The 24,157-nt window shown below is 47.5% G+C and carries 24 protein-coding genes; 12 read left to right on the top strand and 12 right to left on the bottom strand.

Going from position 1 to position 24,157, the window contains the following annotated elements:
* The first annotated feature begins 64 nt into the window (after positions 1 to 64).
* Together LEPBO_RS0128715 and rsmG are read left to right on the top strand one after the other, a co-directional pair.
* Positions 65 to 736 (top strand): ABC transporter ATP-binding protein, encoded by a 672-nt coding sequence (locus LEPBO_RS0128715; protein ID WP_017291048.1) that lies wholly within the window; start codon positions 65 to 67, stop codon positions 734 to 736.
* Positions 730 to 1,455 carry a 16S rRNA (guanine(527)-N(7))-methyltransferase RsmG gene (rsmG, locus tag LEPBO_RS0128710; protein ID WP_017291047.1) on the top strand — a complete coding sequence of 242 codons (726 nt, stop codon included), beginning with the start codon at positions 730 to 732 and terminating at the stop codon, positions 1,453 to 1,455. Before LEPBO_RS0128715 ends, rsmG begins: the two co-directional genes overlap by 7 nt.
* Here rsmG and LEPBO_RS40445 read toward each other — a convergent pair.
* The 3 genes from LEPBO_RS40445 to LEPBO_RS0128695 are packed head-to-tail and all read right to left on the bottom strand — an operon-like array spanning position 1,452 to position 3,807.
* Positions 1,452 to 2,801: an AAA family ATPase gene (locus tag LEPBO_RS40445; protein WP_017291046.1), complete on the bottom strand. Its 1,350-nt coding sequence runs from the start codon at positions 2,799 to 2,801 to the stop codon at positions 1,452 to 1,454. The two genes, rsmG and LEPBO_RS40445, sit on opposite strands and share 4 nt — an antisense overlap.
* Positions 2,802 to 2,841: 40 nt before the next feature.
* Positions 2,842 to 3,255: a VOC family protein gene (locus LEPBO_RS0128700; RefSeq protein WP_017291045.1), complete on the bottom strand. Its 414-nt coding sequence runs from the start codon at positions 3,253 to 3,255 to the stop codon at positions 2,842 to 2,844.
* 42 nt (positions 3,256 to 3,297) lie between these two features.
* The gene (locus LEPBO_RS0128695) at positions 3,298 to 3,807 is read right to left on the bottom strand and encodes a TIGR02652 family protein (protein ID WP_017291044.1); all 510 of its coding nucleotides are present in this window, start codon (positions 3,805 to 3,807) and stop codon (positions 3,298 to 3,300) included.
* 122 nt (positions 3,808 to 3,929) lie between these two features.
* On the opposite strand from LEPBO_RS0128695, the gene LEPBO_RS0128690 reads away from it, so the two are divergent.
* From LEPBO_RS0128690 to LEPBO_RS0128675, 4 genes are all read left to right on the top strand, one after another.
* Entirely contained in the window at positions 3,930 to 4,469 is a 540-nt protein-coding gene (locus LEPBO_RS0128690) for a gamma carbonic anhydrase family protein (protein ID WP_017291043.1), read from the top strand.
* 94 nt (positions 4,470 to 4,563) lie between these two features.
* A complete protein-coding gene (locus LEPBO_RS0128685; protein ID WP_017291042.1) occupies positions 4,564 to 4,677 on the top strand; it encodes a photosystem II protein Y in 114 nt (37 codons plus the stop codon).
* Positions 4,678 to 4,786: 109 nt separating this feature from the next.
* Positions 4,787 to 5,266 (top strand): flavin reductase family protein, encoded by a 480-nt coding sequence (locus LEPBO_RS0128680; protein WP_017291041.1) that lies wholly within the window; start codon positions 4,787 to 4,789, stop codon positions 5,264 to 5,266.
* Between the two features lie 147 nt (positions 5,267 to 5,413).
* Positions 5,414 to 6,187, top strand: a complete 774-nt coding sequence (locus tag LEPBO_RS0128675; RefSeq protein WP_017291040.1) for a TerC family protein — start codon at positions 5,414 to 5,416, stop codon at positions 6,185 to 6,187.
* A gap of 232 nt (positions 6,188 to 6,419) precedes the next feature.
* On the opposite strand, the gene LEPBO_RS0128670 is transcribed toward LEPBO_RS0128675, so the two are convergent.
* Positions 6,420 to 7,058: a C40 family peptidase gene (locus LEPBO_RS0128670; RefSeq protein ID WP_017291039.1), complete on the bottom strand. Its 639-nt coding sequence runs from the start codon at positions 7,056 to 7,058 to the stop codon at positions 6,420 to 6,422.
* 21 nt (positions 7,059 to 7,079) lie between these two features.
* Between LEPBO_RS0128670 and LEPBO_RS0128665 the strand changes: the two genes are divergently transcribed.
* Positions 7,080 to 8,015, top strand: a complete 936-nt coding sequence (locus LEPBO_RS0128665; RefSeq protein WP_017291038.1) for a serine hydrolase — start codon at positions 7,080 to 7,082, stop codon at positions 8,013 to 8,015.
* 262 nt (positions 8,016 to 8,277) lie between these two features.
* Here the strand turns inward: LEPBO_RS0128665 and LEPBO_RS0128655 are convergent, their stop codons facing one another.
* The 4 genes from LEPBO_RS0128655 to cax all read right to left on the bottom strand — a co-directional run bounded on the left by LEPBO_RS0128655 (position 8,278) and on the right by cax (position 12,910).
* Complete coding sequence (locus LEPBO_RS0128655; RefSeq protein ID WP_017291036.1) at positions 8,278 to 9,738, bottom strand: GTP-binding protein; 1,461 nt, start codon at positions 9,736 to 9,738, stop codon at positions 8,278 to 8,280.
* A gap of 108 nt (positions 9,739 to 9,846) precedes the next feature.
* Entirely contained in the window at positions 9,847 to 10,026 is a 180-nt protein-coding gene (gene rpsU / locus LEPBO_RS0128650) for a 30S ribosomal protein S21 (RefSeq protein WP_017291035.1), read from the bottom strand.
* 147 nt (positions 10,027 to 10,173) lie between these two features.
* Positions 10,174 to 11,436, bottom strand: a complete 1,263-nt coding sequence (locus tag LEPBO_RS0128645; protein WP_017291034.1) for a hypothetical protein — start codon at positions 11,434 to 11,436, stop codon at positions 10,174 to 10,176.
* A gap of 370 nt (positions 11,437 to 11,806) precedes the next feature.
* Positions 11,807 to 12,910: a calcium/proton exchanger gene (cax, locus tag LEPBO_RS0128640; RefSeq protein ID WP_017291033.1), complete on the bottom strand. Its 1,104-nt coding sequence runs from the start codon at positions 12,908 to 12,910 to the stop codon at positions 11,807 to 11,809.
* A 505-nt stretch (positions 12,911 to 13,415) separates the two neighbouring features.
* Between cax and LEPBO_RS0128635 the strand changes: the two genes are divergently transcribed.
* From LEPBO_RS0128635 to LEPBO_RS0128625, 3 genes are all read left to right on the top strand, one after another.
* Positions 13,416 to 15,896, top strand: coding sequence for a DUF3536 domain-containing protein (locus LEPBO_RS0128635; protein WP_144056288.1), 2,481 nt, complete (start codon positions 13,416 to 13,418; stop codon positions 15,894 to 15,896).
* Positions 15,897 to 16,126: 230 nt separating this feature from the next.
* Positions 16,127 to 16,579 carry a BlaI/MecI/CopY family transcriptional regulator gene (locus LEPBO_RS0128630; protein ID WP_017291031.1) on the top strand — a complete coding sequence of 151 codons (453 nt, stop codon included), beginning with the start codon at positions 16,127 to 16,129 and terminating at the stop codon, positions 16,577 to 16,579.
* Entirely contained in the window at positions 16,579 to 17,409 is an 831-nt protein-coding gene (locus tag LEPBO_RS0128625; protein WP_017291030.1) for a M56 family metallopeptidase, read from the top strand. Before LEPBO_RS0128630 ends, LEPBO_RS0128625 begins: the two co-directional genes overlap by 1 nt.
* Before the next feature lie 259 nt (positions 17,410 to 17,668).
* Here the strand turns inward: LEPBO_RS0128625 and aroB are convergent, their stop codons facing one another.
* The 3 genes from aroB to LEPBO_RS0128610 all read right to left on the bottom strand — a co-directional run bounded on the left by aroB (position 17,669) and on the right by LEPBO_RS0128610 (position 21,649).
* Positions 17,669 to 18,775, bottom strand: a complete 1,107-nt coding sequence (gene aroB, locus LEPBO_RS0128620) for a 3-dehydroquinate synthase (protein ID WP_017291029.1) — start codon at positions 18,773 to 18,775, stop codon at positions 17,669 to 17,671.
* A gap of 201 nt (positions 18,776 to 18,976) precedes the next feature.
* Positions 18,977 to 20,122 carry an alpha/beta hydrolase gene (locus LEPBO_RS0128615; RefSeq protein WP_017291028.1) on the bottom strand — a complete coding sequence of 382 codons (1,146 nt, stop codon included), beginning with the start codon at positions 20,120 to 20,122 and terminating at the stop codon, positions 18,977 to 18,979.
* A gap of 9 nt (positions 20,123 to 20,131) precedes the next feature.
* The gene (locus LEPBO_RS0128610) at positions 20,132 to 21,649 is read right to left on the bottom strand and encodes an aldehyde dehydrogenase family protein (protein WP_017291027.1); all 1,518 of its coding nucleotides are present in this window, start codon (positions 21,647 to 21,649) and stop codon (positions 20,132 to 20,134) included.
* Positions 21,650 to 21,742: 93 nt separating this feature from the next.
* Here LEPBO_RS0128610 and LEPBO_RS0128605 point away from each other — a divergent pair, with 93 nt between their 5' ends.
* Together LEPBO_RS0128605 and LEPBO_RS0128600 are read left to right on the top strand one after the other, a co-directional pair.
* Positions 21,743 to 22,342: a peroxiredoxin gene (locus tag LEPBO_RS0128605; protein WP_017291026.1), complete on the top strand. Its 600-nt coding sequence runs from the start codon at positions 21,743 to 21,745 to the stop codon at positions 22,340 to 22,342.
* Between the two features lie 79 nt (positions 22,343 to 22,421).
* On the top strand, positions 22,422 to 22,967 hold the full coding sequence (locus LEPBO_RS0128600) for a peroxiredoxin family protein (RefSeq protein WP_017291025.1): 546 nt from the start codon (positions 22,422 to 22,424) through the stop codon (positions 22,965 to 22,967).
* Positions 22,968 to 23,040: 73 nt separating this feature from the next.
* On the opposite strand, the gene LEPBO_RS0128595 is transcribed toward LEPBO_RS0128600, so the two are convergent.
* Entirely contained in the window at positions 23,041 to 24,039 is a 999-nt protein-coding gene (locus LEPBO_RS0128595) for a DnaJ C-terminal domain-containing protein (RefSeq protein WP_017291024.1), read from the bottom strand.
* Positions 24,040 to 24,157 lie beyond the last annotated feature (118 nt).

Genomic DNA, 24,157 nt, shown 5'->3' with positions numbered 1-24,157 from the left:
ATCCGGAAAACCCTGAACTTGGGTAAACTATGCGGAGAGCCTTGCCCCTTAACTGTCTGAATTCATGCTTTATCTGCGCGACTTGTCTTATCATCCGACGGCTACTCCCGAACCGATTTTGAAATCGATCAATCTAGAAGTTGCGCCTCAGCAATGCAGTTTGATTGTTGGTCCAAGCGGTTCTGGAAAAAGTACGCTGCTAGAGATTTTGGCAGGATTGGCAGAGCATACGAGCGGAGAAATTGTCTGGCGTGAACAAGAATTGAATTTTCTGAATATGCAACAACTCTGTGGACTGGTGTTTCAGTTTCCAGAGCGCCATTTTTGCGGCGGCACGATTTTAGAAGAATTGCGGTTGGGACATCCGGAATTGAGTTCCGATCGCATTCACGAAGCTCTGCAAGAAGTCAGCTTAGATCATCTTCCCCTTTCGACGGCTCCTCATGCGTTGAGCGGTGGACAACAGCGCAGGCTTGCCTTGGCGGTACAACTGATTCGTCAGCCGAGTATTTTGTTACTCGACGAACCGACTGCGGGACTCGATTGGTCGATTCGGCGACAGTTGGTGCGATTATTAGCAAAGCTCAAAACGCATTGGAGTTTGCTTGTGGTTTCGCATGATGCTGGCGATATGCTAGAAATTGCCGATCGCTGTTGGACATTGAAACACGGGGAACTGAAAGAAGTTTCGCCGCAGGATCTCGTTGATCAGAAATTGGAGCGGGTGGGATGTTAGTTGCAACGCTGCCAGAGTTCGCTGATCTGTGGCAATCGACTTTGAATTGGTGTCCGAGTGAGCAGGAGCGATCGCAGTTCCAAGCCTTTTATGAATTAATTCTTCAGGGCAATCAACAGCAAAACCTGACTCGCATCACAGAGCCGTCTGACTTTTGGGAAAAGCATCTTTGGGATTCACTGAGAGGCGTTTTCCCGAAAGTGACGCAATCGCGTTTAAGCGCGATCGATATTGGGACAGGAGCCGGATTTCCAGGCATTCCGATGGCGATCGCTCGTCCGAGTTGGAATGTTACCTTGCTTGATTCCACCCGCAAAAAGATCAATTTTCTCCAGGATGCGAGTCGCTCCTTAGGATTAACCAATGTGCGATTGCTCAGCGATCGAGTAGAACAGATTGGACAATCTGCTGGACATCGGGAAGCTTACCAACTCGCAACCATTCGCGCAGTGGCAGCCGCTCCTGTCTGTGCAGAATATGCGTTGCCTCTGTTGAAAGTCGGTGGCTTGGCAGTGCTTTATCGAGGTCAATGGACAGAAGAAGAAGCGATCGCGCTCGATCAGGCGGTGCAGCAATTGGGTGGAGCAGTGGAAGAGTGTGATCGCTTTGAAACACCTTTGACTCAAGGCGTTCGACATTGTTTATATATTCGCAAAACCGAGCCAACTCCGAGAGAATTTCCAAGAGCGATCGGGATTCCGACTCAAACACCGCTCTAACGCAAGACCTGAAGAATATGATCAAGCGTTATCTCCGAAGCCTCCTGTGATAACGCTTGAATTGCAGCAGCTTTGGCGATGGCTTGAATCTCTCCGCCCGTCAAACGATGCTGCTTTGCTAAAGTTTGCCAATCGAATTCTGACAGCGGCGTTTCTGCCGGAAATGCTTGTTTCCACAATTGCACACGAGCCATCGCATCAGGTTTCGGCAATTCGATCGTGAATTGAAAGCGCGATCGCAATGCAATTGGCACCGCGATCCGATGCCTGACACTAAAGCAGGTAAAAGTTCGACGAGAATTGATTAATTCAATTACTTTCTCGATTGGAGCAGAGCGCTTCAGCCAACGCTCAGCCGATTTAATTAATAACACCATCGGTGGTTCAGCGATTAAATCCTCAATCAGCGCAGCAGGGTGATCCACGATCGCTAAATCAATTTCAGTGAGTGGCATTTCTAATTGCTGAGCGATCCACTGTACCGAGAGCGTTTTACCCGTTCCAGGTGCACCAATGAATAAAGCATTGACACCCGGCAATTGTCGAAATCCCCAAGCCTTTAACTGCGGCGTGAACTGAATTTGATTACAGATTTGCTGCAACTGTTCTAAAACTGGATCGGGAAGCACTAAATCGATCGGCGTGCGAGGCACGGATCGCGCAAAGACATCAGAGACTTGAGGCTCTAATAACTCTTCTAATTCCATAAAATCTGCTGCGTCTGACAGCAAGTAATTGACGCACGCTTCTGAGAGCTTCAGAGATCGCATTAAAAAAAGTTGATCGGGTTCTTCGACCGTCATCAATCCCGATTGGATCAGCCGACTGGAACTGAGAAAGCTCGATCGCGCAATTCGCCACTCGGCATCCGTTCGACAAAGTAGGCGCAACACTAAATCGATCGTTGGTCGTTCTGGTGTATCTTCTCCTGTCTGCAAATACCCATACATTTGCGCGTATCGACGATGCACTTCTGGGGCAAGCGCAATCAAAATCGCATTCTTTTCAAACGGATTGAGTTCTAAGCGATCGCATAATATCGGTAAAGCTAACCCGATTCCTTTTTGCCAACTCGCTTGAATTCTCGCGTCTAATTGTTGTTGATAGCTTGCAGTGGGTGCAGATTTGCGTCGGTCTGCTGGAGAGTCAGAAGCGATGACTTCCTCAAAATTTACAACTCCTTTCCACCAATGACTCGTGACGCGATCTGCTTTCGTCTGCGAGATGCGCTCAATCGTTTTTGTGTCTTTGCGTTGTCGTGCGACTGCGGTTAAAAGCAATCGTTCTAGCCAATTTAATTCAACTTTGAGATACGCCCAATTATCAAGAAAAGGTTCAGCACGCATGAAACATCACAGCCATCGAGTGCCGTGATCGTACTCTACTTCACTTGAGGCGATGCAAAAATTCGATCGCGAGTCCATCCGTATCAGAAATAAATGCCACTTCGTAAACGCGATCGCCAATCATTTGCTGAGTCGGCTCCAAGAGCACATTCAATGCTTGATCTTGCTCGGCTAACTTTTCTGTTAACGCCTCAATCCACTGCGGCAGATCATCTGCCAGTTCAGTCACTTCAAATGACAGATGATAATATCCCGTGTAATGCTCGTCATGAAACGCATCAGGCGCAGGTTTCGGCTCTGGAATTTGCAGTAGCTCAATCCTTCCACCCAAACCTTCCATCCAACACGCCAACGTGAAGCCGGTCTGGAACCGTTCAGCAACAGTGAACCCAAGCTGCTCATAAAACGCGATCGCGCGAAAAATGTCAGCCGTTCTAATCGAAACGTGATGCATGAGACAAAGTGTTACTCATGATGTTACTCATGAGACAAAGTGTTATTCAAACAGGCGGAAATAAGGATACCGGACAGGTGCGCCAGGTTCTTTTTCCAAATCAAAGTTAATCACGTCCCAACAGGGATCATCTTTTGGATCAGGACTAAATTCGACTGGAAGCCCATAGAGTCGAGGTTTTGGCGAATCAGCTTGTCCCCGCCAAGGTGTACTGCGTTCTAGATAGGTGCTAATCAATTCTTTGTATCGCTGAGCAATAATCACGCGAGTCGCGCGATAGCCCTGCGTATAGAGTCGATCGAGCGCTTCGTGAATCTCAAACCGGATGCCATCGGGATGCGTATGCTGGCGATACCATTCTTCGTTCCAAAGTCGCCAATGCCGCCCGGACTGCAAATGGATTAACTCACCCGTCTTCGGATTTGCTTCAAATGCGCCATGTCGCGGACACAGGTAGGTATCAGTCAGTGTCAGAGCCGGAATCGTTTGGCGGCAGTGGGGACACTGAATTTCAGGGCCGAAAATTGGATATTGAAAACTGGGATTAATCATGAAGTACGGGCACTCAAATCATTTCGTATTTGCGAGGCGCGATCGTGAAATTATTATAACTGGCGTTGATTGCACGTTGTTTGCACGTTTATAGAATCATTATCACCGTGAATTCGCTGGAAATGTCATTTCTTTTTACCCCAAATTTCTGGAATCCCCCTGATCTGTCGCTGGCTGCGTTTGTGGCTCCCAATGCGACAGTCCTGGGCAATGTCGAAATCGCTACAGGCGTAAGCATTTGGTATAACGCAGTTGTGCGTGCGGATATCGAGCGGATCAGCTTGGGCGCGAGTACAAATATTCAAGATGGCGCGATTTTGCATGGTGATCCCGGTCAGATCACCCTTTTAGAAGAGTTTGTCACTGTTGGACATCGGGCAGTGATTCACAGTGCCCACATTGAGCGAGGCTGTTTGATCGGCATTGGCGCGATCGTACTGGATGGGGTTCGAGTCGGAGCAGGAAGTATCATCGGAGCGGGATCAGTTGTAACCAAGGATATTCCTCCGCGATCGCTTGTAGTAGGCGTGCCCGGAAAACCGATTCGCGAGCTGAGCGATCAAGAAGTCGAACACCTAATCGAACATGCTCAGAAGTACGAAAAACTCGCCTATGTTCACGCAAATCGGGGCACAGATCTCGGTTTTTATGAACAAATGTAAATTACCTGAGAGAACTGCTTTGAAAGCTGGACTAAATGCGCTAAAAATTTACATATAACAATATTGAAACATTTGATTACGCGAGAGCAATACTATGGACCTTCGCATCCTGATCGTGTTATTTCCGATTATCTTGGCTGGCGGTTGGGCAGTAACGCGGATTCTTCCGTATGCTTTACAACAAGTGAAAGGTTTCTTGGCTAAGTAGACTGAATTTTTGCCCACAGTTTGCAGCCGACCCTTCTTTTACTAGGAGGGTCGGTTTTGTTATGCGTTCCTTGCTAAGCTTATCGATCGATGAAATCAACGGTGATTGAATGCTCGACGAACAAGCGAAAAAAGCAATGCTCCTGAAAATTCCACATGGACTCTATGTCTGTGGCGTGAAAGATGGAGACGAAGTGAATGGGTTTACCGCAAGTTGGGTGATGCAAGGTTCGTTTAAGCCCCCTTTAGTGGTGAATTGCGTCAAAAGTGATTCTGGCTCGAACCAGATGATCCGCAAGAGTGGTGTGTTTGCGTTGAGCTTCCTAGAAGCCGGGCAGAAAGATCTCGCGCAGAAGTTTTTCAAGCCACAGCGCCGAGTGGGCAACAAATTTGAAGATGTGGAATTTTATCTCGGCGAAACGGGGTGTCCGATTATTTCTGACTCTCTCGGCTATGTGGAATGCCGGGTTGTCGGAACCGTTGATCATGGAGATCACACCGTTTTTGTGGGCGAAGTGATCGCAGCCGGGGTGCATCGAGAGGGAGCGGCTTTGAATTTGGCGGATACGGGTTGGCAATATGGCGGTTGATTGAGGTGAGGAGTGGGGAGTAGGGAGTAAAGAGAGTTGTATTGCTTTTTTGGGCACTTGCAGAAGAACTTCCCCACTCTCCACCTAGATCGGACTTCCGTACCTCTCAGAATCGTCGCAAACTGAAACACTTAAGTAGATAATGAAGTGTCTACTTTGCCAATTTGGCACGAAATTCTCGACATGATAGACCTGAACTTTCCGGATCAACTTAGCCCGCAAACATTTCTGGTGCTGCTCGTTTTAGTAGCTTTGGAATGTGTGCTTTCGGCTGATAATGCGATCGCACTTGCAGCCTTGACTCAGGGATTGCAAAATCTCAAGTTGGAGCGTCAAGCTTTAAACATTGGCTTGGTCTTTGCCTATGTTTTGCGGATGTCGCTGATTTTGGCTGCGTCTTGGGTGATTGGCTACTGGCAGTTTGAGTTGGCGGGAGCGCTCTATCTGTTGTGGTTGGTATTTCAGTATTTCACGTCTCAAGAAGATGAGGAACACGCGCATCATGGGCCGCGCTTTACTTCACTTTGGCAGGCGATTCCGTTGATTGCGTTGACGGATTTAGCCTTTTCGCTTGACAGTGTGACTACTGCGATCGCGGTTTCTCAAGAGACTTGGCTGATTCTGCTCGGTGGCACGATCGGGATTGTGGCACTGCGATTTATGGCAGGCTTGTTTATTGGTTGGCTGGAAGAATTCACGCATTTGGAAGATGCAGGCTATATCACAGTTTCGTTTGTGGGCATTCGCTTGCTTCTGCGGGTGGTGAACGATCAGCTTGTCCCACCGGAATGGTTGATGATTACACTCGTCGCGCTCGTCTTTGCTTGGGGATTTTCCAAACGGAATCCGGATGTTGTTGAATCGCTACCTGAACCTGAAAAAGTAGAAGCGAAAGTAGAAGCCATTTCGGAAACTGAATAGCCTGCACGAGTCCGCACGAGTTGAAACCCCGTGATCGTCGGACAAAGTCTCTGAAGAGACTGTCTTTCTGAGCCATTGGCTAGGTTCGGGAGTCCCTTGAGGGAGTTCGCACAGTTAGTACCGGGTTTTGAATCCGGTGCGGGACAGAAACGCAGTCAAGATGATATTCAAGCGTTTTGTCTGTTAACCAGATCTCACAACTCCGGGCTTGGCCAAGCCCGGAGTTTTTGATTTAGGGAATGTAGCTTTGAATCACTCTGGCTGCACCTCGATACTGAGCGAAGTAAGTCTGGCTCACTCGATCGCCCTCTGCCGAAAGCACATCAATTCCAATTCCATTACGCCCCTGATCTTTACCAGAACTGTGAATATAGCGCTGCTCACCCAAGTAAAGCCCAACATGCGTCGCTTTCTCAGGCGTTCCAAAGAAGACTAAATCTCCTGGAATCAAATCTTCAACAGGTTGCAGAAACGCCTCTTGTTGATAAGCATCTCTGGGTAAGCGAATGCCAACCGAAGCAAAAGCAGCTTGCATTAATCCTGAACAATCGTAATTTGGAGCAACAGTTCCACCCCAAAGATACTCATTGGGTACAGCCATTGCTGCTTGAGTAAAGGCAATCACTTCAGGAATACAATCTCGGATTTCCCCTTCTGTCCAAACGGGGGCTTGATAGGGCGTTTCAACGGCTTCTAAAAATTGTAAATCATTCGGATCGAGCCACCCTGGATACTCATCCTCACAGGTCATGACTTTGAGCGGTGATTCCGACAAAATTTGCAGGTAACGACCTTGAGCCGCTTGAGTTGCCAGACGCGTTAAATCTGGTGAATCGTAGAGATTGAGATTCGCGATCGTGCGATATTGCATAAGACGAAAATTTCACTGACTATGACTTTCTTCCACAAAGACGAACGGTTAGAAACATTGGGCGATCGCGTATTGCAAGCGACTTGGGCAGCATTTCCGACGCTTGCTCCCAACCAGATCGCAATCACTTGGATTGTGTATGACTCGCCTGTGTTCGTCAATACTGGCGGTGCAATTCGTCCTGAAGAATTTTGGCAGCGCTCTCCTAGAGGATTTGCCTATCGGGGCGTTGAGAATATTTATCCGGCAAGCGTCGTCAAATTATTCTACTTAGTCGCAGCCCATGAATGGTTAGAACGAGGCATGATCCCATCGTCTGCGGAACTCGATCGAGCCATGCGCGATATGATCGTCGATTCCAGCAATGATGCGACCGGATTAGTCGTCGATGTGCTGAGTGGGACGACAGGCGGTCCTGAATTACCTGCTGCACCCTTTGAAACCTGGAAATATCAGCGCAATATTGTTAATCGCTATTTGCAATCGCTGAATTGGTCGGAGTTCACGACGATTAATGTGAATCAGAAGACGTGGTGTGATGGTCCTTATGGACGAGAAAGAGCCTTTTACGGCGAGAATTTTGAGAATCGGAATATGTTAACGACGATCGCGTCTGCACGGTTGTTGCATAGTATTGTGGGCGGTGTTGCTGTCACAGCAGAACGATCGCAACAAATGATGGATCTGCTGAAGCGATCGCTCAATCCTGCTGATCTCGAAGCTGATCCGGAAAATCAAGTCGTTGGATTTATTGGTGGCGGTGTGCCTCAAAATGCTGGAGTGTGGTCAAAAGCAGGCTTGATGAGCCGAGTGCGTCATGATGCTGCTTATGTAGAAGTTCCAAGCTTGCAGCCTTATTTATTGGTCGTCTTTACCGAAGGCACAGCCCATAGCAATAATGAAGAGATTGTGCCGTTTGTGGCTCGCCAAGTGACAGAAGCCATGCAAGAGATTTAGAGACAGTCTTGCCCGTAAAAGGTCGCTTTACCGTCGTCTGTGGATCGTTCGCAAGATACGCCTTGATTGCGCCAGAGTTGGAACTGATGCCACAGTTGAGGTGTCGTTTGCATGCCGACAATTAGACAGCCAGTAGCGACGGAAACACCCATCATCATTTGATTGAGTCGAATCATGCAAAGGATCAAAAAAGAACTCAGAACATCGTAACTGAGCGATCGAGACTCCCGTCATCGTTGATTTCACTTGTTCCTGTCACTGGCTACTTTGCAGGTTGTCGGGCAGACAGATCTAATTTGGCTCGGAGTTCATCTTTAATTCGATTCAGAATCGAATCTTCGTCTAATGAGGAGAGAATTTTCGTCACGACCGCTTTCGGGCTTTCTGCACCCCATGAGGCATCATTCGCGAGGTAAACTTTGGCGATTTGACCGATCGCATAAGTCGAAACGCCTGCAACTGCTCCTTGCGTCACTGCAACCGAGAGATAAGGCGCGAGAGATAATCCGCCTGTTGCGGGAGCCGATAAGCCCAGTAGGCTTTTCAGCGAACTGAGTCCTAAATTGGCTAAAAGCTCGCTTGCTGTAATGCCACCCATCGCGATCGCAATTCGTTGCAGCAGTTTAATCGCGCCTTGCTGCGTCATGCTAATCCCATAGAGTTTTGACAAACTCATAATCATCGCCACATCGATCGCGGCACTGCTAATTAAATCGAGAACCATGACTGGATTAACTGCCGTGGCGATCGCTTTCGTCATGACGCCATTCCAGATCGTGCGATTTGCCGTCTGCTCACGAATGTCGAGTTTTCGTTGGAGTAAGCGATCGTTGATCTGATCGGCAAATAACATCGAATTTAAGGCAACCAGAGATTTCCCCTCTCGATGCAAGACTTCTAGAATTTTGAGTTTGAGATCTTGAACCTGCGGATCAAGTCGGATCATCTGTGCCGACATCCGACCATCAGGACGTTTCACCGCACGAGCGACCATGGGAGAAGCCGCAGCCATGACAATCTCATCCGGTGAAAGCAATTCTTTGACGCGCTCATCTCGGATTTTTTGATAAATACTCATACGATCGGCATCGGGATACTGATCGATCTTGTTAAACACCAAAATCATGGGCTTCCCAAAATTCCGCAGTTCAGAAAGTGCCTGAAATTCGACTTTTGTAATATCGCCTGACACAATAAACAGCAAAAGATCGGCTTGCTGAGCCGCCTGACGCGCTAGCGCCTCTCTCGCTTCACCCTGCACTTCATCGATGCCGGGTGTGTCAATCAGTTCGATCTGAGAGCGATTTACGCTTGGAAGCGTCACGCGCAGAATCTCTTGATCACTGCCCGCGATCGCTTCACTTTCAATACTCCAATTCGCGGACTGCTGCGATCGAGTCACACCATGAATCGCGCCCGTTTCAAAAATCTGTTGCCCCAGTAGAGCATTCAGGAGCGAGGACTTGCCACGCCCGACCATACCAAAAGCTGCGATTTGAACGACGAGTCGATCAAGCTTTTCGAGCATCGTCTCTAGTCCGTGAATTTCTGACTCCAAACCCGATCGCTCTTGGGCGGTTAAATCTAGATTCTCAACTAACTCGCGTAGCGTTGCTTGAGCCTGTCGATAATTTAACTCGGTCTGGATCTGATCAAAGCCTGAAATCGCTTCGTCTAGTTCCTGATCCAAAGATTTGCCCGTATCGGAAATGGAGTCAGTCATAAATTCACAGAGAAGTATCCTCACTTCTCTCCATCCTAGCAACGCCGTTTAGAAACGAACTTTGCCCATTAAAAATCGATTCTCAAAAGCAAGAATCGACCCCGGTCTTTAGCGGTAACGGCGATTACGGCGAGCCACGATCGCTTTGCGCTTGCGCTTTTCGAGCGGAGTTTCAAAATGACGGTGAGATCTGAGATCTGCTAAGATCCCTGCCTTTGAGACTTGGCGCTTAAAGCGGCGCAACGCTGAATCAATGCCTTCGTTTTCTCCTAAAACCACTTGGGTCATGCTGTTCCTCCAGTAGAATAATTCTTGAAAGTGATGGTTCTTTTTTGAACGGACTCAGACGAAAAATGACTGTCCACACCAGAGTATGCACAGCATCCGACAGAATGAGTTACCTACCATTGAGCAGGTTAACACAAATTCTCGTCTTCAGCGCACGAGTTGATGAACAAGACATAAATTTAAATCGCTGAAGTTCGTACTCAGTGCCAATTGTAAGTTTTCCATTGCCGCGACCAGCCATTGAACGCGATCGCGGCTGTAGCCTTCATAGTGATGGAATAACACTGAAAATCGCTTTTCGAGATAAGGTTTGACGCGCTGACAGAGTAAAACAATTTGCAGCAGCAGACGAGTTGTTGCAGTTGCGCCCAGATTGGAGAGCAGATCGATGAAGACAAAATGCTGCGGTTGCTGCAGACTGTCAATGACGAGGAAATTCAGCAATTGGCTACAAGTCCGCGTCATCAGAAAATCGCTCAGCGGCTGGTTTTCACTTTCTGAATAGGTCTGTTTGAGAAACTGCCCAAGTTGTTGATTGAAGTGACGATTTCCATAAGCTGGATTGACTGCATCAGTCAGATAGTGGTACAGGTCAGCTTTGAAATGCTTGTAGGATTTGGCTTGCTGACAGTGCACGGAAAACCGCTTCGCAACGTCTTTACAGGTATAGTTTCCGTCAATTTTCCCCGTGAATTGATGTAACGCTGAACTGAGCGATCGATCATCTAACAACGTTGGATTTTCGACGGGATGAATCACGCGGTTGCTCGATGCTCGACGCACTTGGTACGTGACATATTTGGATAAATCTAGTTCAAACTGCTTCTGGCGTTCGGCTTGAAGCTGGCGAATCGAGGCTTTTTGGACGTTTGGGGTTCCTTCAGTGACAAGACAATGCTCGTAGAGATATGGGTAACGGCGAATTAGGGTTCCGAAAGGTTGCGATTCAGCAGGAGTCAGTTCGGGGAGAAGAACGCTCGATAGCCGTTTCAGGGTCAGGTATTGCTCGGTATGCTGGAAAGCCTGAGTGATTTGTCGTTGTCGATTGATTAAGCGCGATCGCGAAAAATCTCCTGCAATCGGGCGGCTCGGTTTAGACTCGAACAAGCTGATCAGTTCCGCCACTTTTTCGTACTGATGCGGGCGAGATTGCCACCGGTTGATCAAAATGTGACAGCAGCGATTGAGAACGAAGCGGAAATTTTGCGCTGCGCTTGGAGATTGGATTAAGAGATCGACGGTTTTTTGAAGTTCTGGATCAGGATATCCGGTGCCTTCGATAAATAAGAGCCGAAATCTTTCAATCAGGCGATGCGGCGGCTCAGTTTGAACAAGGTGTAAAAGATGATGATAAAGTCGTTCTTCTTCTTGCGAAATGCTGCGACCGTGATAGATTGACCCAGTATTCATAACTTCCGTAGCCCTCAACCCCAGTTTTCAGGAACAAAATGCGTCATGTGATTTTTCAGTAAACTCGACCGGGGCAAGGTCAAAGTATGGTTTATGGTAACGAAATCCGTGAAAGCTCAGTGTAATTTGAGTCACTTCACACGGATTTCATACAGAAATACGGTGTGTGCTTCACATATTTTTTACTACCAGACTTATTGGTTTCTTTCCGGGGTGCTAGATTGTGATCCGGATCAACCTGGTTAATTTATACAGGCTTAAAAAAGAGTGGATGAGATTGTTCAAGAGATGAATTTGTTCTGTGACAGATTTTGTTCTGCTACAACGCATTCAATCGATCCGCCCAATCGAATGCGTTGTGCCATCACACCTAAACTATGACCGGATGGAAGTAGAATGCTAATCCAAGCACTAAATACGCTGCCAGTAATAACGTGCCTTCGAGCCAATTTGATCGCCCATCCGAACTAATCGAGTTCGTAATTAGAACCGCAACGGCAACGGCAACTAATTCAAAAGGATTAAAGTCCAAATCCATCGGCTGACCCATAAACCAGCCTGCAATCACTAGCACTGGAGCCACAAATAGCGCAATCTGCAAACTTGAGCCTACGGCAACTGAGACAGACAGATCCATTTTGTCTTTCATTGCGACTGTGACTGCTGTGGCATGTTCTGCGGCATTTCCCACGATCGGGAGCAAGATGACCCCAGTAAAGAGCGCGGTTAATCCTAATTTTGCGGTTGCTTCTTCCAAGCTATCGACAAGCAGTTCAGACTCGATCGCGACTAGGACGGTACAGACCAAAAGCACGATCGACCACAACACAAGATTGGGCTTTTCGTGCTGTTCTTTGTGGGGCGACTCTGCCTCAGCAGCGCCTTCGTTCTCAGCAACGCCGACATCATAGAGATAAGTATGAGTCTTCATGGAAAAGAGCAAGGTCAGGGCATAGACCGTGATCAGCACGATCGCGACTGCGATCGACAGTTTTTGTAAAACATCTCCTGAAATCCCGGCAGACGTAATATTCATCGCAGTAGGAAGCAGCATCGCGATCACAGCCAAATTCATCGAAGACGCATTCACGCGAGCGACGATCGGTTGAAACTCTTGCTCTTTGTAACGGAGTCCGCCGAGCAACATCGATAAACCCATGACCAGCAGCAGATTCCCGATAATTGAGCCTGTGAGGCTGGCTTTGACCACATCGATCAGCCCTGCATTCAGGGCAACGAGCGCAATAATCAATTCGGTAGCATTGCCAAATGTGGCATTCATCAAGCCACCTAACGTGGGACCGACCACAACAGCGATTTCTTCTGTTGCTGTCCCCATCCAGGCTGCGAGTGGCAAAATTGCAGCAGCAGCAGTGGCGAAAACGATCAGCGATCCCCATTCGAGGTAGTGGGCTGCGATCGAAACCGGGATCATCACCAGTAGCACTGTAAAAATGATGTTTTTGACTGACATTCGGGTTCCAGAATGAGAAATTTCTCTCAATAGGATACTCACGATTCTTCTTCTTTGATCGAGGAATTGAGGGTGGGGAGTGGGGAGATGGGGAGTAGGGAGATGGGGAGAGGTAACGAAGCGTTGAGATTCGTCGCGAAGATGTTAACTCCCGTGCGGGGATCTTAAAAAATTGTGAAATGGAGTGCAAAATGCGGTTGAATCGATACAGATGATTGCAGAATGATGGGTCGCAGCCATTCGATTTGTCGTTCCGCTGTCACATCAGCGTTATCACAATCTAGCTCTGAGCACCCATTTTGGTCAGAATAGACGTTGGTGATGAGTTAGATTGTGTTTTTTTAGGCTTGTTATTGTTGAAGCAGGGAAATTTGCGATCGAGCGCATTCCTGAATCTCTATGCAAGGCTGCCTCCACCTCACTAAGTTTTCTAAGTTTGACCCGTTCTGTTTACGCCCTTGTTCGGATGCAGCGTAAACGCACTTTTAATGTGGAAATTGATTCAATGACTTCATTTGATGTTTCAACTCGTTTGTCTGATGGATCGACGGATCCCCTAGAAACTGCAATTGGGGTTTACGTCACGGTTCACGGTCACTTTTATCAGCCCCCCCGCGAGAATCCTTATCTTGATGCGATCGAGCGGCAACCCAGTGCTGCACCGTTTCACGATTGGAATGAGCGGATTCACTACGAATGCTATCGCCCCAATGCATTTGCCAGAGTGCTAAACGAGTCTGGTGAGTTACTGGGGATCGTCAATAATTTTGAGTATTTGAGCTTTAACATTGGCGCGACGCTGATGAGTTGGATTGAGCGGCATGACGTTGAGGTGTATCAACGGATTGTCGAAGCCGATCGCAAAAGCTGTGAGCGATTGAACGGGCATGGAAATGCGATCGCTCAAGTCTATAACCACATTATTTTGCCCTTGGCAAATGAGCGCGATAAGCGAACTCAGATTCGCTGGGGGAAAGCAGATTTTCGATCGCACTTTGGACGCGATCCCGAAGGCATGTGGTTGGCAGAAACCGCGATCGATTACCCCACCGTCAAAGCCTTAATTGAAGAGGGAATTAAGTTTACGATTCTCGCTCCCTCTCAGGCAGAACGATGTCGAGCGTTCTCCGATGCAGATTGGCAAGAAGTTGGGGGTGGACAGATTGATCCGACCCGTCCTTATCGCTGTTTTCTCAATCCTGGGGATCACAGTTCTCCTTATTTAGATATCTTCTTTTATGACGGTCCCATTTCTCGCGATATGGGATTTGATACCGCGCTGAGTAGTTCGCATCATCTTGCAGGACGCTTAGGACAGGCTGTGCGTGGGGATCATCGTCCGACTCAGTTGATCTCAGTGGCGACCGATGGCGAAACATTTGGACATCACAAAGGCGGAACTGAGAAATGTTTAGCGTATGCGTTTATCGAGGAATTTCCGCGTCGAGATTGGACAGTGACGAATTTCGCACATTATCTCAGTCTTAATCCACCGACTTGGGAAGTGGAATTGAAGCCTGTGACCGCTTGGAGCTGCGCGCATGGCGTCGATCGTTGGCAAGAGAATTGTGGCTGTGGTGGGGGTGGGGAATGGCATCAACACTGGAGACGACCGCTACGAGATTCACTCGATTGGTTGCGGGATCAGTTGATTCGAGTTTACGAAGAAGAAGGCAAAAAGCTGTTTAATGATCCTTGGGCAGCGCGGGATGAATATATTCAAGTGATCCGCGATCGCGGCAACTTATCTAAATTTCTTGCCAAGCATCAGGTTCAGAAATTGGGCAATGGTGAGCGATTAGATGCTGTCCGCTTACTCGAAATGCAGCGACATGCGCTGTTGATGTATACCAGTTGTGGTTGGTTTTTTGAGGAGCTTTCTCGACCAGAAGGAACGCAGATTTTACGCTATGCGGCGCGCGCGTTAGAACTTGCTGGAGATGTGTCTGGGGTTCAGCTTGAGAAAGGATTTACCAAGCGGTTGACATCGGCTCCGAGTAATGTTGACTGTTTCAAAAATGGAGCGGAAGTTTATCGACAGTTAGTGATTCCAGCCCAGATTTCGTTTGAACAAGTGGCGGCACACTATGCGATCAGTTCACTGTTTACGTCTTATGCACGTGAGGAGCGGGTTTACTGCTATACGGCGAATCAGTTAGATTATCAGGCTCAACGGATGGGAGCTGTGACTTTAGCGATCGGGCAGTTGCAATTAACTTCAGAAATTACTCGTGAAAGTCGGCATTTCATTTTTGCGGTGCTGCATCTTTGCGGATGGGATTTTTATTGCTGTATTCAGCCGTTTACTGGACGACGAAGCTATACGCAGGTGAAAGAGCAGGTGTTTGAAACGCTGGCTCAAGGCAGTGCGGCTCAGACGATTCTGAAGATGAATCAGACATTTGGAGAAGCTGCCTACAGTCTGCAAGATCTTTTTGCAGAGGAGCGGCATCGGATGATGCAGTTGCTCAGCCAGGAGACTCTGACGCGGTTGGATCAGCTTTACACACAGGTATATCGCGATAACTATGGAGTGCTCATGGCGTTTCATCGCGATGAATTACCTGTGCCACGAGAGTTGCAGGTTGCAGCAGAAATTGCGATCGGGCATCGCTTGTTGCTAACCCTGCGATCGCTCGAACAAGATATGGATGAGTGGAATGCCAGTCTGATGCATTTGGGGCAGTTGGAAGCGATCTCAACTGAGGCGGCGCATTTACGGTGTCAGATGCAGCAACCGGAAGCCCGCGAGATTTTGCAGCGCTTGATTGAGCGATCGTTGTGGATGGTGCTAAATGAGGCTGATCTGAAAACGGTAGAGCCTCAGATTCGGCGGTTAGAACGGTTGGTAGTGCTGAATGGGCAACTCGGCTTAGGGGTGTCGATCGCGAAGAGCCAAGAAGCGTTTTACCAGTGGTTAAATCACAAGCCTGTACTAAGTTCGGCAATGCGGGAATTAGCAGCAAAGTTTGCGATCGTGGTTTAAGTCTCGCGTACTCGTTCACCACAATGAATCTGATAGGAAGATAGGGAGAAATCTAAGTTTGGGTTCTCCCCACTCCCTACTCCCCACTCTTGGTTAAGCAAACCTTACAATTTGCCGATGCAATACCGTTGTCAAAAAATCGCGTAAATCAGTCAGGGACTCGTTTAGCAGAAAGTCGAAGCCAGTTTCTTACAGCAGGCAGAGCTTTCTCGATCTCGTGATCTCAAGGTATGATTCTTTTTGAACTTCTCGAATTGTCACAGATGGCTTCGCTTCCAGACTATCGCCCGAAACAACTCTCGCTCGGTCCTTTAGAAGCTGAGATTCTTCGCATCGTTTGGGAACTTGAAACGGTGACTGTGAAGGATGTTCACGATCGCATTTTGACCGATCCTGATCGCGAACTTGCCTACACTTCAGTGACAACCGTTCTCAATCGATTAGTGAAGAAAGGCTGGCTTGCCTGCAATAAACAGAATCGCTCGTTCACTTGGACGGCGATCGTGTCTCAATCTGAGGCAAAAGCGCTGCAAGCGATGGAACAATTAAATCAGTTTCTAGCCGTAACGAATCCAGATATTGTGGCAGCGTTTGCGGATAGTTTGGATCAAGCGAGTTGCGATCAGCTAGACGCGATCGCACAACGGCTGAAAGCGGCTCGTCAAAAACGGGAGGAACGATAATGCATTTGATGTTGCTACTCGTTGCGCTCAGTTTGGCGATCGCGGTTCGATGGGCTTGGCGCGCTCGAACGGAAAGCTGGAATACCCGCTGGCAGACGACACTAGGTGCCTTTCTGTTTCCGCCTTTGTTGTTGATTACAAGTGCGATCGCGATTCTGTGTATGGGACCGCGCGGTCAGATGATGCGCTGGCACGAAGGATGGGGAAGTTATGGAATTGCGATCGGGTTTCTCATGGTAGCCGTTTTTCTCTTTGCTCAGTTAGCTTGGCAAGCTCGGAAATCGTTTCAGCAAGTGAAGCAAATGCCAGAAGAAACGGTTTTAGAAATACCCGTTCGATTACTAGAGCATTCGACACCGTACATTGCTCAGATCGGATTCTGGAATCCTGAGTTAGTTGTGAGTGATAGCTTATTAGAAACGCTAGACGAATCGCATTTGCAAGTCACGCTGACTCATGAACAGGCGCATCGACATTATCGGGATACATTTTGGTTCTTTTGGTTGGGTGGATTGCGTCGGTTAACCGCATGGCTCCCGAATACGGAAGCGCTGTGGCAAGAATTGATTTTGCTGCGAGAGCTACGGGCAGATCGTTGGGCAGCTCGGCAGACGGATGGTTTGTTACTCGCTGAAGCATTGTTCTCTATCGTTTCTGCTTCTCAAATGCAGACTGAACCTTGGATTGCAGCGTTGAGCGGAACACGTCTGGATGAGCGAATCGATGCTTTGCTAGATGAGGCAGAGAGTGAGGAACCGCAGAGCTATTTTGTGTGGATGGGATTATCGATCGTGCTTCTGCCGTTGTTTATGATTCCATTCCATTTCTAAGTCATCCTGTTTATTGAGACGTTCAGGCCTTTCTGTAACACCTCGTTGTAGGGGAACAAAATGTCTTGAATGGTTTGGTTTTACGTGGAAGCTGTTACCTTTTTTTGCACAGCAATCCAGTCATCATATCGCTGGGTTGCTGTGGGCGAAGAACCAATCGCATAGTCTGAATATTGAGGCAGGGTTGGTTAACCTGCGCCGCGAGAGCCGCCCTACCTCAACACAAACTCGAAGAGCATCGAAGTGCTCATTTTTAATTTCACGGATCACGCAAAAGGTCTATTGAATTCAGTACTTTTTCGATCGTATCGGGTGCAACTTGATCTGTGACAATAACCGTCCCGATTTGGCGCGGCAAGACGAATCGAACTTTTCCGTCTTTTACTTTCTTATCTGCCTGTAAAGTCGGCACAATTTCTGAACGATCGAATCCTCCTGGAATCTGAGTGGGCAATCCTGCTTTTTCGATTAAAGCTTTCTGACGATCGCATTCTGCTCGATCCCACAATCCCATTTCTACCGCAATCAATCCGGCTGCCATCATTCCGATTGCAACTCCTTCACCGTGATTGATCACTTTGTAATTCGTCAGACTTTCGATCGCATGTCCAATCGTATGCCCATAGTTAAGAATTTCTCGTAATCCTGATTCTTTCTCATCTTTGCTAACGACATGTGCTTTTGCTTTCGCCGATCGCACTAACATTTCTCGAACCAGTTCATCTCCAACGGCACGGATTTGATCTAATCGTTTTGCCTGTTCCAGCATTTCAAACAATTCTGCATCCCAGATGATGCCGTATTTGATGACTTCCGCGATCGCCGCTCGAAATTCCCGGGCAGGCAGTGTTTTCAGCACTTCTGGATCGATTAACACCAATCTTGGCTGATGAAATGCGCCAATTAGATTCTTCCCTCTAGGATGATTCACACCCGTTTTGCCACCAATTGCCGCATCTACCATTGCGAGTAACGATGTCGGCACTTGTACGACATTAATTCCTCTTAGCCAAGTCGCTGCTGCAAATCCAGTCATATCTCCGATCACGCCACCGCCGAGGGCAATCATCACCGACGATCGCTCTAATCGATTTTCCAGAGCTGCGTCATAAATCTTTTGCAAGGTGGCGGGTGTTTTATACCGTTCTCCTGCGGGCAATAAGCAAGAACTGACGGTAAAACCTGCTTGTGTCAGGGAATCTGTCACCGTTTGCCCGTACTGCTTAAAAATTGCTGCATTCGAGACAATCAGCGCTTTTTTACCCAGTTTGGAAAGCGGCTGGATACGATCTCCGAGTTCAGCAATCGATGCGATCGCGATGTCATAAGAATTTTGCGGCAGCGAGACAGGAATCACAGAAGACATAAAACCCTTCTTAAAAAATGGCAGTTTGCTGATCTTACCAAGCGATCGAGGTCTGTAGATTAAGATCAACAGAAGCGATCTTCTTTTGCCCTACTGACCGATTGATTGGGTGTCAAAATACAAATCTCAGTCGCCAATTTCCATAGAGTTCAGCATATTGTTAGAAGGCGATCGCGTCTCACCAAAGTTGATCTTGAATTTCTACTTCAGCCAAGACGCTAGGAAGCGTTCAGTGTGATACAGCGCTAATTGATTGCTAATACCATTGAAAACTGCATCAAAAGCATGTTCTGCCCAGGGTATTTCAATGAATACGGCAATGTTGCCATTTTGGTTTAACTTTTCATACATTGCACGTCCGAATTTTGATTGCACGATGTGATCGCGTCCACCGTAAATGAGTAAAGTCGGGGGGAGATGCGATCGCACATTTTGATAAGGCGATGCTTGACGATAGAGATCCGAAAATTCTTGGGGTGTGCCGCCGAGAAAATTTCGTAAAACAGTTCTACTATCAATTGGGTCAGGAAATGGAGGATTGTTATAGCCATCGGTCAGATCGACGGGGCTATAGTAATTGACGACGGCGCGGAACGGAAAAGCATCGAGTGCAAAAGCCGTTAACATCGCTAGATGTCCGCCCGCAGAACGCCCCATGATTGCCATACGATCGAGATTCACCTCGTATTCATCGGCATGTTGTTGAATGAATTTTAATGCGGTTTTAATATCTTCAATTTGGGTCGGAAATTTATATCCTGGAGCGTGACGATAATCGATTGCTAAAACTGTATATCCTTGTGCTGCAATATATTGGCTGAACTGTTCATTAGAATTTGGGCTACCTGATCTCCAGGCTCCTCCATAAATCATGACGATCGCTGGATTTTTGCCTGTTTTAATTGGGCGATAAACATTCATCGTCAGTTGCACATTATCAAGCTTTGCAACCGGAATATCGAGTGTGCGACGGACTTGAGAGCGGGGAATTCCTTGAAAAGCATCTAAAACATTGAAGGGTGACGATCGAAAATTGGGTGAAGATGGAATGTCGCCTAGCTTTGATTGCATTGCAATTTCGGCGCGTTCCGCAGTAGAGGGAAATTGCAACGCGGGCAGTAAGCTTAAGCTTAAAGCAAACAACATTGCGATAAAAATGGGCAGAGATTTGAGGCGAACAAATACTAGGAAAGCTGCGATCGCATTCGTCACAATTAACCAGTGACTAATCTCTGGTGCGCCAACGCTTAATGGTAATAGCGAAAAAATTGGAGCAGGAACAACAACCCAAAGTGAAACGAAGAAGCTAACAAAACTAAACAGAATAATCAATACTTGAGCAATCATTATCGAAAACTATCCCCGTAACGCTTCAAATATCACTTGAGCAAATTTACTCCAGGTTGGCGTGAGTTGGAGTTCTGCGGCTCGTTTGGCAAAATTTGCTAGATTGCGATGATCGGCAAACCAAAATGGCGTTGGAATAATGCGGAACGGTGCATATAAGACCGATTTTTGAGGATACTCAAGAAAATAGCCATTATGGACAAAGCCCTGACCCGATTGGATATCATCTGAAGTATTGCCGGGATAAGCACCCCAAGCAAAATCAGGCAAGGCATAGATCACACCTGTCCACACATTGACTCCGATCGCACCATAGTTCAACTCTGCGATCGCTGAATCGACCTTTGTTTTCGTCAAAATCACACACGACAAATTGCCCCAGACTTGCTCATTCACAAATGGAACGGCTCGATCGAGAAATTCGGTTGCAGTTGCCGCGTCCAAACTCACTTCTGCTAGCACTCCACAAAAAGCTTCTATCCTCAGAGCATAGTCATCTTCGACGTTTGGAATCAATGTCCAAGGGACAATTTCCTCGGTTCGAGTTCCGAAAATTTCAGCTTGAGGATAGCGATCGAGAAATGCTTGATATCGTTGCTGTGCGCCTGGATAGTAAGCTTTCCGGCTCGGAATTTTCGCAAATTCTTGGCGGAGCAGTGTGAGGAAGCGATCGCGCAATTTCCACCCCTTCGCGGTTACTAACAATTTCGCAGCGACACAATTGAAGCTGGCATTATGAGACACCATGCTCGCAACATGACGCGCTTGAAATCTGAGATCTGATTCAGACCACTCTCCTGGAACGATGAGAACTGGTGTGACACAGCCTAGCTCAGAGGTGATTGGTTTCGGTTGGGGGAGAGATTGCGCGATCGCGTAATACGTATGATGCGAGCCAGTGATATGAATGGAATCAATTTTGGGATGCTGACAGAGATAACTTCCGACATCAGAACCACCATAGACAATTTGTAGAAATCCATCTGAAATTAATGGCTCAAACGCTTGCTCTAAAAATTTCCCGACATACTCATTGACAGGATTCATTTTGAGCAGAACGACTTGATTCTCTGCAAATAGCTTATAGAGTAAATCCATTGGAGGAGTCGAGCCAACATTTCCGGCTCCTAAGACCAGAGAAATTCCTGGTTCAAATTGTGGAGGATTTAGGGGGCTGCTTTCCGTCAAAACTTCTCCCCGAAATCCGAGCCAAAGAAATCGATCGAGCAAATTATCCGGAAAGACTTTGGCAATTCCCTGCCCAATCTTCGCCTTTCGTCCTTCCAACGTTCTGATCAACGCCCGCAACGTCATTAACGTTGTCACCGATCCCGTCAGCCATTCTTCTCCGACTGAATCTGTCCCCTTCGCCTCGCAAGCCGCGATCGCCCAATCCTCTGCGACTGCCATCATGCCTGTCATACAGCGCTTCAGATAATCGATTCGGGCTTGAGTTCCGACGTTTAGCCAAGCGGATTTCTGGGATTCGAGTCTCGCAATTGCAGCGTCAATTTCAGAGGAAAACATATCGCAGGTCAAAATCGTAATGACTATGATATAGTTGTAACTGTTTCGTAATCTTTACTACGAATTGCTACTCTTGCAAGGAGAAAAAATCCCATGACCCAAGAAGGATGCTTGCGCGTTGGTCAAACGGCTCCTGATTTTGCAGCGACTGCTGTGATCGACCAGGAATTCAAAGACATCAAATTGTCCGACTATCGCGGCAAATATGTGGTGCTGTTTTTCTACCCGCTCGATTTTACCTTTGTTTGCCCGACTGAAATTACCGCATTCAGCGATCGCTACGAAGAATTCAAATCGATCAACACTGAAATCCTTGGCGTATCGGTCGATAGCCCCTTCTCACACTTGGCTTGGATTCAAACCGATCGTAAATCGGGTGGAGTTGGCGATTTGACCTATCCGTTGGTTTCGGACATCAAGAAAGAAATCAGCACCGCTTACAACGTGCTTGATCCGAATGAAGGAATTGCACTGCGCGGCTTGTTCATCATCGACAAAGATGGTGTAATCCAGCACTCCACGATTAACAACCTTTCGTTCGGTCGCAGCGTGGATGAAACCCTCCGGACACTGCAAGCGATTCAATACGTTCAATCGCATCCGGATGAAGTGTGCCCCGCAGGTTGGAAGCCTGGTGATCAAACCATGAATCCTGATCCTGTGAAGTCGAAAGAGTACTTCGCAGCAATCTAAGGATTGATTAATCCGTTCATAATAGAGGGTGAAATTCACCCTCTTTTTTACTGCACTTTTTACGGCACAATCCTGAACAATGTTGACATCTACTGATTTCAGTGGTTTAATCAATCCGCGATTTTTCCAGAATTTCATGCCCGTTCCGGCAACGAATTCGCTCGCTTTGGGACAAGCAACTCCAGAGTTTGATCTGCCAGATATTAAAAATGCTCGTCGCGTGAAATTGTCGGATTATCGCAATGATCGACCTGTGCTTTTAGCTTTCACAAGGATTTTTACAGAGAAGCAATATTGTCCGTTTTGCTTTCCCCATATCAAGGCGTTGAATGAGCAGTATCAGGAGTTTAGCGATCGACAAGTCGAAATTCTCATGATCACCAGTACCGACGAGCAGCAAAGTAAAAAAGTCGTTGAAGACTTGGGATTACAGTTCCCTTTGCTCAGTGATTCCAGTTGTAAAACATTTCGTCGATACCAGACTGGACAAGCTTTGGGTGCGCCTTTACCTGCTCAATTTTTAATCGATCGTCAAGGCATTCTTAGATACAAACATCTCTTTTCGTTTCTCGATCACAATGCCAGCGTTGAAACGTTGTTAAGCGCGATCGATCAATTGAGCTGAGTTCATCGTTGAGAATTGGGTTTCGACTGCACTCAGAATTCGGAATCTCTGTAGGCAGTCGAAACCTCCACTCTTAAAGCTTCACGGCTTTGATGGCGCTACGGGGATCATAGCTGCGATTATCCCGAATCTTTTCGTATGCCTCACGCTCGATCGCGCTTAATTCTTTCGGAGGCGCGATCGTAATTTTCACCATTTGATCGCCGCGATCGCCTTTTTGATTCTTCCAGCCTTTGCCGCGTAAGCGTAAGGATTGCCCCGATCGCACGCCTGCTGGAACGTTCACCACAACATTTCCATCCGGAGTCGGGACATCGATTTGTGCGCCCAACACTGCTTCGTCAGGCGAGATCGGCACTTCGCAAACAAGATTGCCATCAGCATCGAATTGGAAAAACGAATGCGGCAACATTTCCACCGTGAGATAGAGATCTCCGCGCTGACTTGTGTAGAATCGGCTGAAACGACCTTTTCCACGGACTCTTACTTTACTGCCCGCTTTTGCACCCGCTGGAATCCGGACGTTAATCTCCTCATTGTTCACGCTGAGCCGCTTTTCAGTTCCGTTAAACGCTTCTGCAAAGGTCAGCTTAATCGAAGCTTCGATATCCAGATTTTCGCCAGTTGAGGCACGTTCGTCGGTACTAAAACCGCCTGGAGCACGATATCCTGCATTGCGGAAAGGATCGCCCGTCCGTCCGTAGGGCGATTTTCCTAGCAAATCGTTGATAAATTCCTCGAAATTGTCATATCGTCCGAATTCGACATCATCGAACCCGCCTGTATTGAACGGCGATCGCGAGGTGGAAGTCGATCGAGATGCACCCGCTTGATCCGCTTGCCGCCAGTATTGTCCAAACTGGTCGTATTTTTTGCGCTTATCGGGATCAGAGAGAACTTCGTTCGCTTCGTTGACCTCTTTAAATTTTGCCTCGGCTGCTTTATCGCCGGGGTTTACGTCAGGGTGATATTGGCGCGCGAGTTTACGAAACGCTTTCTTAATGTCATCAGCGCTTGCGGATTTGCTCACCCCTAAAATTTGGTAATAATCTTTGAAGTTTGTTGCAGCCACTCGCTCATCCCCTCGTAAAAAATAGCGTCGATATTCTATTTGGCATCTTAAGAATGCCCGATTTCCTGTATCTATAGGCTAACAAACTTGCTCCTCTCACTCAGAAAAATTTGATGCG

The sequence above is a fragment of the Leptolyngbya boryana PCC 6306 genome (assembly GCF_000353285.1).
GTDB classification, from domain to species: domain Bacteria; phylum Cyanobacteriota; class Cyanobacteriia; order Leptolyngbyales; family Leptolyngbyaceae; genus Leptolyngbya; species Leptolyngbya boryana.
The sequence above is the reverse complement of the archived record's forward strand: the minus strand, read 5'-3'. Positions and strand labels throughout refer to the sequence as shown.

Coding starts and splice junctions, on each gene's coding strand:
- aroB (WP_017291029.1), bottom strand. CDS start 18,775: ATGTCTTCTGTGATTCCTGTCTCGCTGCCGCAAAATTCTTATGACATC.
- LEPBO_RS0128695 (WP_017291044.1), bottom strand. CDS start 3,807: ATGATTAATCCCAGTTTTCAATATCCAATTTTCGGCCCTGAAATTCAG.
- LEPBO_RS0128715 (WP_017291048.1), top strand. CDS start 65: ATGCTTTATCTGCGCGACTTGTCTTATCATCCGACGGCTACTCCCGAA.
- LEPBO_RS0128635 (WP_144056288.1), top strand. CDS start 13,416: ATGACTTCATTTGATGTTTCAACTCGTTTGTCTGATGGATCGACGGAT.
- LEPBO_RS0128625 (WP_017291030.1), top strand. CDS start 16,579: ATGCATTTGATGTTGCTACTCGTTGCGCTCAGTTTGGCGATCGCGGTT.
- rpsU (WP_017291035.1), bottom strand. CDS start 10,026: ATGACCCAAGTGGTTTTAGGAGAAAACGAAGGCATTGATTCAGCGTTG.
- LEPBO_RS0128665 (WP_017291038.1), top strand. CDS start 7,080: ATGACTTTCTTCCACAAAGACGAACGGTTAGAAACATTGGGCGATCGC.
- LEPBO_RS0128685 (WP_017291042.1), top strand. CDS start 4,564: ATGGACCTTCGCATCCTGATCGTGTTATTTCCGATTATCTTGGCTGGC.
- LEPBO_RS0128670 (WP_017291039.1), bottom strand. CDS start 7,058: ATGCAATATCGCACGATCGCGAATCTCAATCTCTACGATTCACCAGAT.
- LEPBO_RS0128680 (WP_017291041.1), top strand. CDS start 4,787: ATGCTCGACGAACAAGCGAAAAAAGCAATGCTCCTGAAAATTCCACAT.
- LEPBO_RS0128610 (WP_017291027.1), bottom strand. CDS start 21,649: ATGTTTTCCTCTGAAATTGACGCTGCAATTGCGAGACTCGAATCCCAG.
- LEPBO_RS0128655 (WP_017291036.1), bottom strand. CDS start 9,738: ATGACTGACTCCATTTCCGATACGGGCAAATCTTTGGATCAGGAACTA.
- LEPBO_RS0128600 (WP_017291025.1), top strand. CDS start 22,422: ATGTTGACATCTACTGATTTCAGTGGTTTAATCAATCCGCGATTTTTC.
- LEPBO_RS40445 (WP_017291046.1), bottom strand. CDS start 2,801: ATGCGTGCTGAACCTTTTCTTGATAATTGGGCGTATCTCAAAGTTGAA.
- LEPBO_RS0128690 (WP_017291043.1), top strand. CDS start 3,930: ATGTCATTTCTTTTTACCCCAAATTTCTGGAATCCCCCTGATCTGTCG.
- LEPBO_RS0128605 (WP_017291026.1), top strand. CDS start 21,743: ATGACCCAAGAAGGATGCTTGCGCGTTGGTCAAACGGCTCCTGATTTT.
- LEPBO_RS0128645 (WP_017291034.1), bottom strand. CDS start 11,436: ATGAATACTGGGTCAATCTATCACGGTCGCAGCATTTCGCAAGAAGAA.
- rsmG (WP_017291047.1), top strand. CDS start 730: ATGTTAGTTGCAACGCTGCCAGAGTTCGCTGATCTGTGGCAATCGACT.
- LEPBO_RS0128615 (WP_017291028.1), bottom strand. CDS start 20,122: ATGATTGCTCAAGTATTGATTATTCTGTTTAGTTTTGTTAGCTTCTTC.
- LEPBO_RS0128630 (WP_017291031.1), top strand. CDS start 16,127: ATGATTCTTTTTGAACTTCTCGAATTGTCACAGATGGCTTCGCTTCCA.
- LEPBO_RS0128700 (WP_017291045.1), bottom strand. CDS start 3,255: ATGCATCACGTTTCGATTAGAACGGCTGACATTTTTCGCGCGATCGCG.
- cax (WP_017291033.1), bottom strand. CDS start 12,910: ATGTCAGTCAAAAACATCATTTTTACAGTGCTACTGGTGATGATCCCG.